Annotated in this window: 12 protein-coding genes; 1 reads left to right on the top strand and 11 read right to left on the bottom strand. The window is 32.4% G+C overall.

Features of this window, described 5'->3' with window-relative positions; all coding sequences use genetic code 11:
- Positions 1-40 precede the first annotated feature (40 nt).
- From lepB to ABD771_RS01645, 7 genes are all read right to left on the bottom strand, one after another.
- Positions 41-1,624, bottom strand: a complete 1,584-nt coding sequence (gene lepB / locus ABD771_RS01675) for a signal peptidase I (RefSeq protein ID WP_345089721.1) — start codon at positions 1,622-1,624, stop codon at positions 41-43.
- A 79-nt stretch (positions 1,625-1,703) separates the two neighbouring features.
- A complete protein-coding gene (gene dapB / locus ABD771_RS01670; protein ID WP_345089718.1) occupies positions 1,704-2,405 on the bottom strand; it encodes a 4-hydroxy-tetrahydrodipicolinate reductase in 702 nt (233 codons plus the stop codon).
- 49 nt (positions 2,406-2,454) lie between these two features.
- Positions 2,455-2,964, bottom strand: a complete 510-nt coding sequence (locus ABD771_RS01665; RefSeq protein ID WP_345089715.1) for a DUF5683 domain-containing protein — start codon at positions 2,962-2,964, stop codon at positions 2,455-2,457.
- Positions 2,965-3,014: 50 nt separating this feature from the next.
- Entirely contained in the window at positions 3,015-3,914 is a 900-nt protein-coding gene (locus tag ABD771_RS01660; RefSeq protein ID WP_345089713.1) for a ParB/RepB/Spo0J family partition protein, read from the bottom strand.
- A 3-nt stretch (positions 3,915-3,917) separates the two neighbouring features.
- Positions 3,918-4,685, bottom strand: a complete 768-nt coding sequence (locus ABD771_RS01655; protein WP_345089711.1) for a ParA family protein — start codon at positions 4,683-4,685, stop codon at positions 3,918-3,920.
- A 200-nt stretch (positions 4,686-4,885) separates the two neighbouring features.
- Positions 4,886-5,767 (bottom strand): SDR family oxidoreductase, encoded by an 882-nt coding sequence (locus tag ABD771_RS01650; protein ID WP_345089709.1) that lies wholly within the window; start codon positions 5,765-5,767, stop codon positions 4,886-4,888.
- Positions 5,768-5,825: 58 nt separating this feature from the next.
- Complete coding sequence (locus ABD771_RS01645) at positions 5,826-6,953, bottom strand: methionine aminotransferase (protein WP_345089707.1); 1,128 nt, start codon at positions 6,951-6,953, stop codon at positions 5,826-5,828.
- 119 nt (positions 6,954-7,072) lie between these two features.
- On the opposite strand from ABD771_RS01645, the gene ABD771_RS01640 reads away from it, so the two are divergent.
- Positions 7,073-10,339, top strand: a complete 3,267-nt coding sequence (locus ABD771_RS01640) for a VIT domain-containing protein (RefSeq protein ID WP_345089705.1) — start codon at positions 7,073-7,075, stop codon at positions 10,337-10,339.
- Between the two features lie 55 nt (positions 10,340-10,394).
- Here the strand turns inward: ABD771_RS01640 and ABD771_RS01635 are convergent, their stop codons facing one another.
- The 4 genes from ABD771_RS01635 to ABD771_RS01620 form a co-directional block, all read right to left on the bottom strand.
- Positions 10,395-11,450 (bottom strand): hypothetical protein, encoded by a 1,056-nt coding sequence (locus ABD771_RS01635; protein WP_345089702.1) that lies wholly within the window; start codon positions 11,448-11,450, stop codon positions 10,395-10,397.
- Positions 11,451-11,488: 38 nt separating this feature from the next.
- Positions 11,489-13,612 (bottom strand): methylmalonyl-CoA mutase, encoded by a 2,124-nt coding sequence (gene scpA, locus ABD771_RS01630; RefSeq protein WP_345089699.1) that lies wholly within the window; start codon positions 13,610-13,612, stop codon positions 11,489-11,491.
- Between the two features lie 2 nt (positions 13,613-13,614).
- On the bottom strand, positions 13,615-14,991 hold the full coding sequence (locus ABD771_RS01625) for a methylmalonyl-CoA mutase subunit beta (protein WP_345089696.1): 1,377 nt from the start codon (positions 14,989-14,991) through the stop codon (positions 13,615-13,617).
- A gap of 249 nt (positions 14,992-15,240) precedes the next feature.
- Entirely contained in the window at positions 15,241-15,594 is a 354-nt protein-coding gene (locus tag ABD771_RS01620) for an FtsB family cell division protein (RefSeq protein ID WP_345089693.1), read from the bottom strand.
- Between the last annotated feature and the right edge of the window lie 15 nt (positions 15,595-15,609).

Below are 15,609 nucleotides of genomic sequence, written 5' to 3'. Positions count from 1 at the left end.
GTTGTTTATGGTTCAAAAACTATGAACCATAAACTATAAACTATTCTGTTTTTTTTGCTTTTCTCTTAGTCCAGAAATATTCACCAACGAAATAGGCAGCTAATAAAAATAAGAAATATTTAAAATAAGATTGAGGTTGACCTTCACCACTCACAGTTGTAAACAATCTTTCCCAACGAATTTTATTCATAATTCCTTGACCATTTGAATCCCAACTCATCCAAATAAAGATTGGTTTTCCTACTATATGATCTTCTGGAGTATAGCCAAAATAACGCGCATCTAAAGAGTTATGACGGTTGTCTCCCATCATCCAATAATAGTTTTGTTTGAAAGTATAAGTAGTTGCTATTTTGTTATTAATATAAATATCATTGCCAACAACTTTCAATTTATTTCCTTCATATTCATTGATAATAATCTTGTAGAATGGAAGAGATTCTAAATTTAATGCAACCGTTTTACCAGCTTGAGGAATGTAAATAGGACCATAATTATCACCACTCCAAGCAATTTTACTTTCATCTGCACCATCGTGATGTTTGCATGGGAAAATTCCGTTTTCACGACCTTTTCTGATATTTCTTTTTATAGAAGTAATTCCAGAAACTGTTTTTAGTTTTTCTGCATTTTCAAATGTAAGCGCACGAATAGTTAATGAATCTCTGTCTGCAGTTTCAAATCCATATCCATCAGTAATATTTAAATCTTTGAAAACAGCGTCAAAATCTGTTGTAGATTTAGGATCTAAAGTTACTTTATAAGAATATTGAGGTTTAGCTCTGTCTGGTAAAATCAATTCTTTCCCATTGATAAAAACAATTCCATCTTTGATTTGTAGACTATCGCCAGGAATTCCAACGCAGCGTTTTACATAATTTGTCTTTTTATCGATGGGCTTGTCGTATCTTTTATCGGCTGGAAGATACATATGGAATAAGGTATCTCTTGGCCAATTGAAAACTACAATATCATTATTTTTTATTTTTTCAAAACCAGGAAATCTAAAATAAGGTAATTGTGGAAAAGTAGAATATGATTTTGTCTTTATAAATGGTAAGGTATCATGAACCATTGGCGCTGCAATAGTTGTCATAGGAGTTCTTGCACCATAATTTTGCTTACTTACAAATAGGAAATCACCAATTAGTAAAGATTTTTCTAAAGAGGATGATGGGATTACAAAAGGCTGAATGAAATAAGTATGAACAAAAGTTGCAACAATGATTGCAAAAAGCAAAGACCCTACAGTATCACCAGTTTTAGTTGCTGGAGTTAAACTTCTATCTTTTATATATTCAACATTCTGAGTGTAATTGATGTAGTAGATGTAAAACCCACAAGTAATCACACCAAGAAAAGTATCAGTTGAAGAATTTTTACCAAAACTTCTCAGGGTTTCAACCCAAACAATAGGAAACATCATTAGATTGATTACCGGAATAAACAATAAAAATGTCCACCAAGTAGGTCGATTTATAATTTTCATCAAAATTATCGAATTGTAAACCGGAATAAATGCTTCCCAAGATTTTCTTCCTGCTTTCTCATATAATTTCCATGTTCCCAATCCGTGGATTAGTTGAACAATTAGGAAAAACACAAACCATTGATATGCTGTCATTTTATATTTGTTTAAAAGTTTATGAGTTTAAAAGTTTAAGAAATATCTTAATTCATTTAATCTTCTATATCTATTTTCTTTATTCTAATTCTAAAACGTCTTTCATTGAAAAAACACCTTTTTTTCCTACTAACCATTCGGCAGCAATTATTGAACCTAAAGCAAACCCATCGCGATTATGTGCTGTATGTTTGATTTCTATAGTGTCTACTTCTGATGTGTAAAAAATACTATGTGTTCCTGGAACATTTTCTATTCTTTTGGCATCAATTTGAATTTCGTTTTCATTTGGATTATCTAAAGTCCAAATGTTATAATCTGAATTTTCTATAATTCCTTTTGCTAATGAAATTGCGGTTCCACTTGGTGCATCTAACTTTTGAGTATGATGAATTTCCTCCATCGTAACTTTATATTGATTGAACTTTGACATCATTTTTGCCAAATAATTATTCAATTCAAAAAATAAATTTACTCCTAAACTAAAATTGGAACCATAAATAAAGGCGCCATTTTTTTCTTCACAAAGTGCTACCATTTTATTGTAATCTTCCAACCAACCTGTAGTTCCTGAAATTACGGGAATTCCGTTATTCAAACACTCAGAAATATTTGTGACAGCAGAACTTGGTACACTAAAATCTATGGCAACATCAGCATTATCTAATCCATCAAAAGAAGAAGCACTTGATTTTCTTAGTACGATTTCATGACCTCTTTCTAGAGCAATTCGTTCAATTACTTTACCCATTTTTCCGTATCCAAGAAGTGCTATTTTCATGATGAGTTAGTTAGCTTGTGATGTTGTTTGTTACAGTTTTAAGAAAACTTTATAATTTTAAAGTTACAGAAATGCCAAGATTTTGTCTTGAAGTGAAATCATTTCTATAAATATCTGGTTTTACAGTAAGTTTTTCATTTACGTTGAATTGCATTAAGTGAGCATCAACGTTAGCATCGACAATATTTAAAATGTAAAATAATCCTGTGATAAGCATCGATAAATCTCGATTTCTTTGATAGAATTTTTGAGCAGCTATAAGTCGTGAATCATCTAAATAAGAAAATTCATCTCCTGTATAACCTTCTAATCGACTTTTGTAAGCATCTCTATATTGATGGTATTTTTTATTATTACTAATATAGAAATAAATACTAGTTCCCATAGCTCCATAAACAATAGGAATTTTCCAATATTTCTTATTGTAAGCTTGTCCTAATCCAGGAAGAACAGCAGAATAAAAAGCTGCTTTTGCAGGTGCAAGCGGATTGATTTGAGATTTGCTAATAGTATCTAAAGCTACTAAATCTTTACCCAATTCAGTTTGGCTAAATGACAAATTATTTCCCAAAAGAAGTAAGAATAATGATATGTAAATCGACTTAATCACTAACCGTTGATTAATTTTACAATTCTATTAAAATCCTCTTCAGAATGAAATGGAATTGCAATTTTACCTTTTCCTTTTCCGTCAACTTTTACATCAACTTTTGCGCCAAAGAAATTTGTAAAGGCTTTCTTTTGGTCGTCTGCAATAGAAAATGAACTTGCTTTTTTTGCTTTCGCAGTAGCAGGTTTTAATCCGTCTTGATGTTTTTTTACTAAAGCTTCCGTATCTCGAACAGAAAGGTTTTGGCTTACAATTTTTTGATAAATATCAGTTTGAACATCTTGGTCATCTATATTAATCATAGCACGACCATGTCCCATACTGATAAATCCATCACGAATTCCTGTTTGAATAATTGGGTCTAACTTTAAAAGACGTAAATAATTTGTTATTGTAGAACGTTTTTTTCCAACTCGTTCACTCATTTGTTCTTGAGTCAGTTGAATTTCTTCAATCAAACGTTGGTACGATAAAGCAATCTCGATTGGATCTAAATCGTGACGTTGAATGTTTTCTACCAACGCCATAACCAATGATTCGTTATCATTAGCGATACGAATGTAGGCAGGAATTGTAGTCATTCCAACCAACTTAGAAGCGCGTAAACGGCGTTCACCAGAAATCAATTGGTATTTATTGAAATCTAATTTTCTTACAGTAATAGGTTGAATAACACCAAGTTCCTTGATTGATGAAGCTAATTCTTTTAATGCTTCTTCATTAAAATTAGATCGAGGTTGAAACGGATTTATTTCAATAGAATCAATTTCAATTTCAAGAATATTACCAACAACTTTGTCAGCATTTTTATCATCAATTGATTTAATATCGTTATCAGGGTCTTTTAACAAAGCAGACAATCCTCTTCCTAAAGCTTGTTTTTTTATTGCCTTCGCCATAAATTAGTTACTATTTTTTTTAATAATTTCTTCTGCTAAACTCAAGTAATTTATAGCTCCTTTGCTTGTTGCATCAAAAGCAATAATACTTTCTCCAAAACTTGGTGCTTCACTTAACTTAACATTTCTTTGAATGATTGTTTTAAAAACCATATCGTTAAAATGTTTTTGAACTTCTTCTACAACCTGATTTGAAAGGCGTAAACGCGAATCGTACATTGTTAAAAGTAATCCTTCAATATCTAAGTTTGGGTTATGAATTTTTTGAACACTTTTTATTGTATTCAATAATTTTCCTAAACCTTCTAAAGCAAAATATTCACATTGAATAGGAATTACTACAGAATCGGCTGCTGTTAAAGCATTTAATGTTAGTAATCCTAGTGATGGTGCACAATCAATTAAAATATAATCGTATTTATCTTTAATGCTTTCTAAAGCTTGTTTAAGCATATACTCACGATTTTCTTTGTCTACCAATTCAATTTCAATGGCAACAAGGTCAATGTGCGCAGGAATTATATCAACATTTGGTGAAGTAGATTTTACAATTGCTTCTTCAGGAATGTTACTTTGTTCAATAATTTGATACGTTCCAATTTCTACACTTTCTACATCAATACCTAAACCCGAACTCGCATTGGCTTGCGGATCGGCGTCGATTAATAAAACTTTCTTTTCTAAAACTCCTAGTGATGCGGCTAAATTTACCGAAGTAGTCGTTTTTCCTACACCACCTTTTTGGTTGGCGATTGCAATGATTTTACCCATTTATTTGATTCAAATTTTGAGTGGTAAAAATACAATTTTTTATGGTTTATAAAAGTGTTATTTGTTAACAATCTTGTAAAATTTAGTTTTCAGTGTTCAGTACTAAATTGTTAGACAATAATTCTCTTTCAAATAAAAAAGTCAGATAGAAAATTCTAACTGACTTTTTTGAAAAGCATTTTACTGACCACTGAATACTATTATTTACTTCCTTTGTTTTTAATCATTGCTTCAAGCATATCCCACATTTCTTGTGGAATTTTTTCTAGAATATTAAATTGTCCTGCGCCTTGCAACCATTCGCCACCATCAATAGTAACAACTTCACCATTGATATAGGCAGAAAAATCGGAAACTAAATAGGCAGCAAGATTTGCCAATTCTTGATGATCACCAACTCTTCGTAATGGCACTTTTTTAGCCATGTCAAATTTTTCAGCTAAGTCACCTGGCAATAGTCTGTCCCAAGCACCTTTAGTTGGAAATGGTCCAGGAGCAATAGCATTCATGCGAATACCATATTTTGCCCATTCTACTGCTAAACTTCTGGTCATAGCTAAAACTCCAGCTTTTGCTGTAGCACTCGGAACCACATAACCAGAACCTGTCCAGGCATAAGTTGTTACAATATTTAAAACATTGCAATTGGTTTGCTTGGTTTCAATCCAATGTTTTCCAAAAGCTAAAGTGCAGTTTTTCGAACCTTTCAAAACAATATCAATAATTGTGTCAAAAGCATTTGCAGACAATCTTTCGGTAGGAGAGATGAAGTTTCCAGCTGCATTGTTTAGAAGAACATCTACCTTTCCAAAAGTTTTTAAAACTTCTGCAAGCATTGCTTCTACTTGGTCATAATGTCTTACATCACATTGAATAGGTAAGCATTTACCACCAGTTTCTTTTTCTAACTCTGATGCTGTAGTTTTTAATTTTTCCAAATCTCTTGAAGAAATTGCAACATTAGCGCCTAATTCTAGAAAATATTTTGTCATTGCTTTTCCCAAGCCACTTCCGCCACCTGTTACTACAATTGTTTTACCTTTTAGAGCATCGTCACGAAGCATTTTTGCTGAAAAATCCATAGTTTAGTTTGTTTTAGAAGTGTAAATATAGAAAATAATTTATTATGCACGCATAATATTATAATTTTAACAATCGATTCGTTGCTTCTATCAAAGTGTTATCTTCTTTGGCAAAACAAAAACGAATGCATTGTGTTTGCTTCCCATCAGCATAAAAAGGAGAAAGAGGAATGGTAGCCACTCCAAATTCTGTAACCAAGCGCTTAGTAAAATCTAAATCAGTTTCATCAGAAATAGCAGCATAAGAAGCTATCTGGAAATATGAACCCTCACATGGAAGTAGTTCAAATTTAGAATTTTGCATTAAGTTTCTAAATAAATCTCGCTTTTGTTGGTAAAAATTTCCAAGTTCAGAAACTTGTATCAAATCCATATAATCATTGATGGCATATTGAGCGATACTGTTGACACTGAATACTAAAAACTGATGCACTTTTTTAATTTCTATCATTAAATGTTCAGGAGCAATTAAATAGCCAATTTTCCAACCTGTGATGTGAAATGATTTACCAAATGAGGAAACGCTAACACTTCTATTTTTCAGTTTTTCTCTATGATGTATCGAAATATGTTTGTTCTCAAAAGTGATGTATTCATAAACTTCATCAGAAAGAACTAAAACTTTTGGATACAATTCTAATAATTTTTCGAGTTGTACAAAGTCATTTTCGCTCCAAGTTTTTCCAGTAGGATTATGAGGATTATTAATGATAATCATTTTGGTTTTACTATTCATAGTAGCTCCAATAAGTTCCCAATTTGGAGAGAAATCGGTATTGAGATTGATGCGTTTTGGAATAGCATTACAAAGTAAAATAGGTGTTTCATAACAATCATAACTAGGATCCAAAATGATAACTTCTTCATTTGGTTCAACTAATGCTTGTATGCCAGCAAATATACCTTCTGTTGCTCCAGCAGTAATCAAAATATCAGTTCTCGGATTCACTTTTCTACCATAAGAATTTTGGGTAAGTGTCGCGATTTTCTCAAGTAGTGGAGGAAATCCAGCCATTGGTAAATATTGATGAATTTCTTTATTTGACAATTGAGCGACTAAGTTTTTTAAACGTTCATCTACAGGAAAATTCGGAAAACCTTGCGATAAATTTATGGCTTTATAATCTGTTGCCAGTTGTGACATTATGCTGAAAATACTAGTGGTAATATGAGGTAGTTTGGACATGCTGAACAATTATTTTATGCATAAAAGTAAATAAATATATTTTCTATCCCAACCTTTTTATAAAATAACTACTCTATAACATTGTAACACGTTTTGAAAGAAAACAAATAAATATCTACATGAAAAATCTTATTCTAATCTCGCTTTTGTTTTTTGGAAGTTGGGTTCAAGCTCAAAATCCTCAGTTGAATGTTAAAGGTAAAGATTCGTCGTTGGTGCGATTGAGTCAGTTAAAAGTAAATGTAAAAGTTGTTGGAAATATTGCCTATACTACTACAGAGATGCACTTTTTTAATGGAACTAATCGTCAAATGGAAGCTGAGTTGTTGTTTCCTTTACCAGAAGGTGTTTCTGTTTCTCGATATGCTATTGATATTAATGGTAAAATGCGTGAGGCAGTTCCAGTGAATAAGAATAAAGGAAAGCAGGTTTTTGAAGCCATAGAACACCGTCGCGTAGATCCAGGATTGTTGGAAAAAGTAGAAGGAAATAATTTTCGTACACGCATTTATCCTTTACCACCAAATGGAAAACGTATTGTGATTATTGGCTACGAACAAGAATTAAGTAGTATAGATGCAACCCATTTAGGATATCAAATGTTGAGTAGTTACCCTTATGCATTAGATGTTTTCGAATTGTCAGTTGCCGTTCTTGGAGCTTCTGCAACTCCAACTGTGACTAATGATGAAGGTGTTTTAGCTTTAGAAAATTTGAATCAAAGTTATCAAACTTCGTTGACCAAAAATAATTACAAACCTAAAGACAAACTCTTGATTTCTATTCCAATTCGTCAAGACATTCCAAGTGTTGTCGTGCAATCTGTTGATGGACAACATTATTTTTATGCAAACACTGTTTTAGACGGTGCGAATGTAAAAAAGAAAAATCCAAACTCAATCGGATTAATTTGGGACGTGTCTTTAAGTTGTAGAAAACGCGATTTGATAAAAGAATTAGCTTTACTGGATGCTTATTTTAAAGGATTGAATACTGTAGAAGTTACACTTTATTTTTCAGGATATACTTTTGATAAAAAAGCGACTTACCAAATTAAAAATGGAGATTGGAGTGAATTGAATGCAGCTTTAAAGCAAGTAAAATACGATGGAGGAACACGTTTTTCTAAAATCAAATTACCGGTTCATGATGAGTATTTGTACTTTACAGATGGATTATCTTCATTGAGTTCTAATGTTTTGCCATCAACTAAAAAACCTGTTTATACAATTACTTCATTGCCTTCTTCTGATTATGCTTTTTTGAATTATGATGCTATAAAAACTGGTGGTAATTTTATCAATTTGAATCAATTAAAAGTTGAAGATGCTTTAGATAAATTGGTTAATCAAAGTCTTAAGTTTTTGGGTGTAAAAGAGAATTATATGGTAACCGATTTATATCCTATGGTTGGAACACCAGTTTCAGGAAGTTTTAGCGTAGCCGGAATTTCATTGAAAGAACAAAATCAAGTTGTTTTATTGTTTGGTTATGGAGACACTCCAACTATAGAAAAAACTATAGCTATCAATGCTTCAACACAAGCTTCAACAGATGTTAGTATAGAAAAATTATGGGCTCAGAAGAAAATTGCCAACTTAGAAATTCAATACAAACAGAATGCTGAAGAAATTGAAACTTTAGGTAAGAAATATGGAATTGTAACGAATAACACATCCCTAATTGTTTTAGAAAATTTATCCGATTATATTCAATATGATATTGTTCCACCTGCTGAATTGCGTCCTGAATTTGATAGAATGATGAAACAGCAAATCACCAATGCAGAGGCCAAAAAATACAACAATTGGCAAAATGTTGCTCAATATTACGAAGCATTAAAATTATGGTGGGATAATAATACCAAGTATTCTAAACCTAAACCAGTAAAAATTCCTAAGCCAAAACCAGTTGTGGTAACTCCTCCAAGAAATGTTAGTTTTAGTGGAGTTAATCCAAGTTTTATTAGAGGTTTGGTTTACGATAACCAAGGTCCATTGCCTGGTGCAGTTGTTATGGTTAGAGGTACAACAAGAGGCGTAAGTACAGATATTGACGGAAAATATTCTCTAGATGCTAAAGTTGGAGATGTACTTGTTTTTCAATTTGTTGGCATGCAAAGTATGACTATAACTGTTGGGAATACTAAACGGATTGATGTAACATTGAGAGAATCTAATGTTCAACTAAATGAAGTTGTTGTGCAAGCAGTGGGTGTAAGGAGAGATACTAGAGAAGAAGAGAGTGATTATGAATTGAAAAAAGAAAAAGATGCTGTCGTTTCTTCTCAACGTATTGTTTCTAATAAGGAATTAACACAAGCTGCCAATCCAAATGCAGTAATAAACAATTTAGCTGGTAAAGTAGTATCTGGTTTACAAGTCGAAACCAATGCTGCTTTTAGAGGAAATGCTACTTGGGCAACGAATTCTGAATTTAATGGAACGTATCAAAATGGTTTTGTAAACAATGATAGGACTAAAATAAGTAAATGGAATCCTGATAGAATTTATCTTAAAGCTTTGGCCAATGCTCCAGCAGATAAAAAATATGGTTTGTATTTGGAATTGCGTGAAGGTCAAGAAACCAATCCGAGTTTTTATTTTGATGTAGCTAATCATTTTTATGATTCTGGAGATAAAGCAACGGCATTATTGATTGTCAGCTCCATTGCAGATTTAGGATTAGAAAATCATCAATTGTATAAATCCTTAACTTATGTATTGCGTCAATGGGAAGCTTATGAAGATGCTTTGCATACAGCTAAACAAGTTGCAATATGGCGAGAACAAGAACCACAAGCACATCGTGATTTGGCTTTGACTTTAGAAGATAATGGACAGTTTCAAGCGGCTTTTGATGAATTAATAAAAGGATTAGAAGTGAATTATTATGGTGAAATGCGAGGGCAGTATGAAGGAGTTGAGGATATTGTTTTAATGGATTTAAACCGCATGATGCAAGAACACAAAAGCATTAAAACAGATAAATTAGATAAAAAATATCTAGATAAAATGCCAGTAGAAATTAGAATAATTTTAAACTGGAATCAAATGGATACTGATATCGATTTGCATATTATTGAACCAACAGGCGAAGAATGTTATTATGGTCACAGAGATACACAAGCTGGTGCAAGATTTTCTAAAGATTTTACCCAAGGTTATGGACCAGAGCAATACTTATTACGCAATGCTGTAAAAGGAAAATACATTATTAAAACTAATTATTTTGGTGAAAGTGCTTTAACAGAAAATGGACCAGCTACTGTAATGGTTGAGGTTTACACTAGAAAAGGGAATGGTAGCATAGAAAGAAAACTGCAAACAATCCAATTAGGAAAAGTAAAAGAAAACCAAAATTTGGCAGAAATAACAATAGAATAGTTTAGTAAGTGGTTAATTAGGAAAGCAGCTTTGAATTAATTTCAAGGCTGTTTTTTTATTTCATTAATTCAAATTTTATTAATTCCTCTTTTGGACACATTAAAATGTTGGGATTTATTTTTGGATGGTTTACAAATAGTTGTAATTCATCTGTGTTAGATTTTTTAGTAAATTTTATATAGTATTGATTTTCGGTATAATTGAAGTGGTAAATATTGTCGTATTTGGTGTCTTTAAAATATGTTTTGTTTGGTGAATTCAAGTCGTAGTTGTAATTATTGATTTTTAAAGTGTATCCATTTCCAAGTTGAATATTGTCTATTAATCGATTGAAAAACCTTCCAGAACTAGCACCAACCAAATCACTTAAAGAGAAAGATTCAGGAAAAAATATTGATTCAAATCCGTAGAAATCTACAAACTTTTGATGCACACTTTTTTTAAACTCAATAGCATATTCCGTTGTTTTTTCTATTTCATTAGTTTCAATTTTAAATGATTTGGTTCCGTCAAAGTTGTAGCAGCTTAAAGATTTATCATTGTTCAAAATCAGAATTCCTACATTTTGTTCAAAATTGTCAACCGGACATTGGGTAATTTTAAAATTTTTATATGGAAATTTCCCATTGATAGCAAGACTTAAAGTTTTATTATTTTTAAGAAATAATTGTTTTTCATCATTGGTGTAAGCAAAAATCAAATCATAGCTCTTTTTAGATTTAAAATCATAAAAAGTTCTGTTGTACATGAATTTGTATTTCAATTTTAATGGAATTTTTTCCTTAGTGTAAGGATTTATTAAAGTGTTGCCTTTTGAATTAAAAACAAAAAGTTCATTACTAATCACTACAAAAGAATTTTCTTCAGAATAAGGAATGTTTACATATTTTCCATTGAACAAATCATAGCAATGAATTTTATCAAATATAACAAAGGAAAACTCATTGATAATTTCTGCTTCTTTGTATTTTGGTTCAACAATTTGCTCTTGTTTGTCGTTAACTAAACCATATAAATTATTTGAAAAATAAGGTAAAAATTTAGAATAATCTTGAGCATTAACTGATAATGAAATCAAAAAAATAAATATAAGTAGGAACTTTCTTTTCATTAAATACGATAATGTTTTATAAATAAATTTTTATTATTCTACTCTTCCAAAAGCACCTCCAAAATACTAATAGCAGCCTCACTAATTTTAGTTCCAGGACCAAAAACAGCAACCGCACCTGCATCAAAAAGGAATTGGTAATCTTGCGCAGGAATTACGCCACCAACAATGACCATAATATCTTCGCGTCCGTATTTTTTTAGTTCTTCAATAACTTGTGGTACTAAAGTTTTGTGTCCAGCAGCCAATGAAGAAACACCAAGAATGTGAACATCGTTTTCTACGGCTTGTTTCGCAGCTTCTTGTGGCGTTTGAAATAAAGGACCAATATCTACGTCAAAACCTACGTCTGCATAACCTGTGGCAACTACTTTCGCACCACGATCGTGTCCGTCTTGTCCCATTTTGGCAATCATAATTCTAGGACGACGACCTTCTTTTTTGGCGAAGGCATCGGCTAGTTGTTTTGCTTTTTCAAAACTCTCGTCGTTTTTTATTTCTTTACTGTACACGCCGCTAAAACTTCTAATTTGTGCTTTATATCTTCCAAAAATAGCTTCTAAAGCATCACTGATTTCTCCTAATGTCGCTCTGTTTCTTGCTGCTTCTACTGCCAAATCTAATAAATTTCCATTAGAGTTTTTAGCACAATCAGTTAATTTTGCTAAACATTCGGCAACTTTGGTGTTGTCGCGAGTGCTTTTTATTTGTGTCAAACGTTCAATTTGTTGCTTGCGCACCATATCGTTATCGACATCCAAAATCTGTAATGGATCTTCTTTTTCTAATCTAAATTTGTTGACACCAACAATAATATCTTGACTGCTGTCAATTCTAGCTTGCTTTCTTGCCGCAGCTTCTTCAATACGCAATTTCGGAATTCCAGCTTCGATGGCTTTCGTCATTCCACCTAATTCTTCTACTTCTTCAATTAGTTTCCACGCGTTTTGCGCAATTTCGTTGGTCAAACTTTCTACATAATAACTTCCAGCCCAAGGATCGACTGTTTTGCAAATTTTGGTTTCTTCTTGTAAAAAGATTTGTGTATTTCTTGCAATTCTAGCAGAGAAATCAGTTGGTAAAGCAATCGCTTCGTCTAATGCATTAGTGTGTAATGATTGAGTTCCTCCAAATGCTGCAGCTGCTGCTTCAATGGCTGTTCGAGCCACATTATTAAAAGGATCTTGCTCGGTTAAACTCCAACCTGATGTTTGACAATGCGTTCTCAAAGCCAATGATTTTTCGTCTTTTGGACTGAATTGTTTTAGCAATTTTGCCCACAACATTCTTCCAGCACGCATCTTGGCTATTTCCATAAAATGGTTCATTCCAATCGCCCAAAAGAAAGATAGGCGAGGAGCGAATTCATCGATTTTCATTCCGGTTGCTAAACCTGTTCTAATGTATTCTAAACCGTCGGCTAAAGTGTATGCCAATTCAATATCGGCAGTTGCTCCAGCTTCTTGCATGTGGTAACCCGAAATAGAAATCGAGTTGAATTTTGGCATTTTCTTGCTGGTATATTCAAAAATATCAGCAATGATTTTCATCGAAGGCGTTGGTGGATAGATGTAGGTATTTCTAACCATAAATTCCTTCAAAATATCGTTTTGAATCGTTCCTGAAAGTAATTCAGGAGCAATACCTTGTTCTTCGGCAGCAACAATATAAAATGCCATAATTGGTAAAACAGCACCATTCATAGTCATAGAAACCGACATTTCACCAAGAGGAATTTGGTCGAAAAGAATTTTCATATCTTCCACAGAATCGATAGCAACACCAGCTTTTCCAACGTCTCCAAAAACACGTTCATGGTCGGAATCGTAACCTCTATGTGTGGCTAAATCAAACGCAACAGAAAGTCCTTTTTGTCCAGCAGCAAGATTTCTTCTGTAGAAAGCATTACTTTCCTCAGCTGTAGAAAATCCGGCATATTGACGAATGGTCCAAGGTCTGCGAACGTACATGGTAGCATAAGGTCCACGAAGATTTGGTGCAAATCCAGCTCCAAAACCAATGTGCTCCAAATTTTCAATGTCTTCTTTAGAGTAAGTTGCTTTTACTTCAATATTTTCAGCAGTGTGAAAAGTTGTTGTATTGTTATTTGGAGTTTCCTTTTTGGAATTTTCCAAAGTTATGTGTTGTATATTTTTTCTCATGGTTATGATTCTTGAGATAATCGCTCTTGCTCTAATTTCTCTGCCAATCTTTTTTCAATGATAGGAGTGATTAGGGTTTTGCGCGGATTTTGTTTTACAAAAGGATACAATTCCAAATCGTTTTTCATGCTATCGTTTTTGTTTGGATATTTGTTGGTTCCTAATAATATTTCTTTACCATTGTCGAATAATTCTTGCTCTTTATTGGCACTTTCGCTGATTTTTCGTTGAATAATTCCTTCGATTAATTGCGTTATCAAACCACCATTTTTTTCAATGTCTTTGAATAATTCTAATGCTTTTTCTGCTAATTGTTGCGTTAGATTTTCAATATAATAAGCGCCATCGGCAGGATTATTTACTTTATCAAAATAACTTTCGTGTTTTAAAACTAAAAGTTGGTTTCTAGCAATTCTATCGCCAAATTCGTTGTCTTTATGATACAATGCATCGTAAGGCAAATTGGCTACAACATTTGCTCCACCAAGAATTGCCGACATACATTCGGTTGTAGTTCTAAGCATGTTTACGTTGTAATCGTAGATGGTTTTGTTTCTGCGAGTTGGTGTTACTATGATGTTACAATCAAAATTATGATGGTATTCTTTAGCTAAAGTATTGAACAATAGTCGTAAAGCTCTAAGTTTTGCAATTTCGAAAAAGTAGTTAGTTCCAACTGCGACTTCAATTGTTATGGGATGTTTTAATGCCGGAATTCTATTGAAATATTCATTAGCTTGAGCCAAAGTGTAAGCTAATTGCTGCACCATATTGGCTCCAGCATTTTGGTAAATTCCTGAACTTATATTTAGGTAATTAATTGCTGATGAACTTGCAATAGTATTTAGTTTTTCAAAATCGCTTTCAAGGTTTTCAAACCAATTTCCGTCTTTAGTAAGTTGCCCAATTGGATCAACTTGGATTACGAATTTCGCATGATTTTTTGAAGCATAATCACTCACTTTAGTTGCGAAATCTACAGATAGAAATGGCAGATAAAAATAGTAAGTTGTTTTTTCTAATGGAAGATTTTGCATCAAATCTGCTATAGAAATGGTATCGTTTTCTATGGTGAAACGAATGCTTTCTGCTCCACGATTAAGTGAGTCTAATGCACGTTCGTTAGATTTTTTTACGTCGTGAACGAATATGTTTTGAAGAATTTCAAAAGCTTTTTCTGGAGAATTTATTGAAATTTTAGAATCTGTTTCTTCCACTTCATCATTGTGATAAAATGGTTTTACTTTGATGCCTTCTGGGCTTTCCCAAACGAGTGTTTCGTTGTAATCGGCGCCTTTGAGTTCGTATTGAATTTGCTGTTTCCATTGTTTGGAACTTACGCTTTCAAAATCTGTAAAAAGTGGTTTATTTGTGCTCACAAGTATTTTGCTTTTTGATACTTCAAATTTAGTTAAAAATTATCTTTTTTTGAAGATTTAAATTTGATTTTTTGCAAAATGAGTATATACTTTTTCGATGGTTAAATTCTAATAATGATAAATGATAAATTTGTTTTTTCGAATGAGTTTCTTTAAAACCGTGATATCTAGTTTAAAGTTCACAATCTAGCCCTGATTGGAGCAGTTACCATGTAACGCGGAAAGCAGGAATTGCCATTTTCGAAAGGACTACTGCTTCGCTCCTTCTATACTGTCTTTAATTCTATCTTCTTCGATGTCAATGATGTATATGTCTTCGCTATCTTTTTTCATGTAGTATTTCTCGCGAGCATATTTTTCGGTTTGACCTGGATTGTTTAGGTTTTTTATGCTTTGTTGGTCTTTGGCGATTTCTTCTTGGTAGTATTTTTTATTATCTTCTAATTCGTTGATTTCTTTATCTAAAACACGACTGTCCATGTAAGAATAATTATCAAGAAAGAGCATCCAAACGATGAAAAATAAGGAAACCAAAGTGTATTTGCTTCCTAAAAATTTAAGAAACGGAAAATCACTAATAAGGTTTTGAAACCAATTTTTCATTTATTTCAGATATAA

The organism is Flavobacterium chungnamense (assembly GCF_039539165.1).
GTDB classification, from domain to species: domain Bacteria; phylum Bacteroidota; class Bacteroidia; order Flavobacteriales; family Flavobacteriaceae; genus Flavobacterium; species Flavobacterium chungnamense.
This window is presented reverse-complemented; position numbering and strand designations above follow the sequence as displayed.

Bases quoted from the DNA above. Each gene is read 5' to 3' on its own strand.
- lepB (WP_345089721.1), bottom strand. From the start codon at position 1,624: ATGACAGCATATCAATGGTTTGTGTTTTTCCTAATTGTTCAACTAATC.
- dapB (WP_345089718.1), bottom strand. From the start codon at position 2,405: ATGAAAATAGCACTTCTTGGATACGGAAAAATGGGTAAAGTAATTGAA.
- ABD771_RS01660 (WP_345089713.1), bottom strand. From the start codon at position 3,914: ATGGCGAAGGCAATAAAAAAACAAGCTTTAGGAAGAGGATTGTCTGCT.
- ABD771_RS01655 (WP_345089711.1), bottom strand. From the start codon at position 4,685: ATGGGTAAAATCATTGCAATCGCCAACCAAAAAGGTGGTGTAGGAAAA.
- ABD771_RS01650 (WP_345089709.1), bottom strand. From the start codon at position 5,767: ATGGATTTTTCAGCAAAAATGCTTCGTGACGATGCTCTAAAAGGTAAA.
- ABD771_RS01645 (WP_345089707.1), bottom strand. From the start codon at position 6,953: ATGTCCAAACTACCTCATATTACCACTAGTATTTTCAGCATAATGTCA.
- ABD771_RS01640 (WP_345089705.1), top strand. From the start codon at position 7,073: ATGAAAAATCTTATTCTAATCTCGCTTTTGTTTTTTGGAAGTTGGGTT.
- ABD771_RS01635 (WP_345089702.1), bottom strand. From the start codon at position 11,450: ATGAAAAGAAAGTTCCTACTTATATTTATTTTTTTGATTTCATTATCA.
- scpA (WP_345089699.1), bottom strand. From the start codon at position 13,612: ATGAGAAAAAATATACAACACATAACTTTGGAAAATTCCAAAAAGGAA.
- ABD771_RS01620 (WP_345089693.1), bottom strand. From the start codon at position 15,594: ATGAAAAATTGGTTTCAAAACCTTATTAGTGATTTTCCGTTTCTTAAA.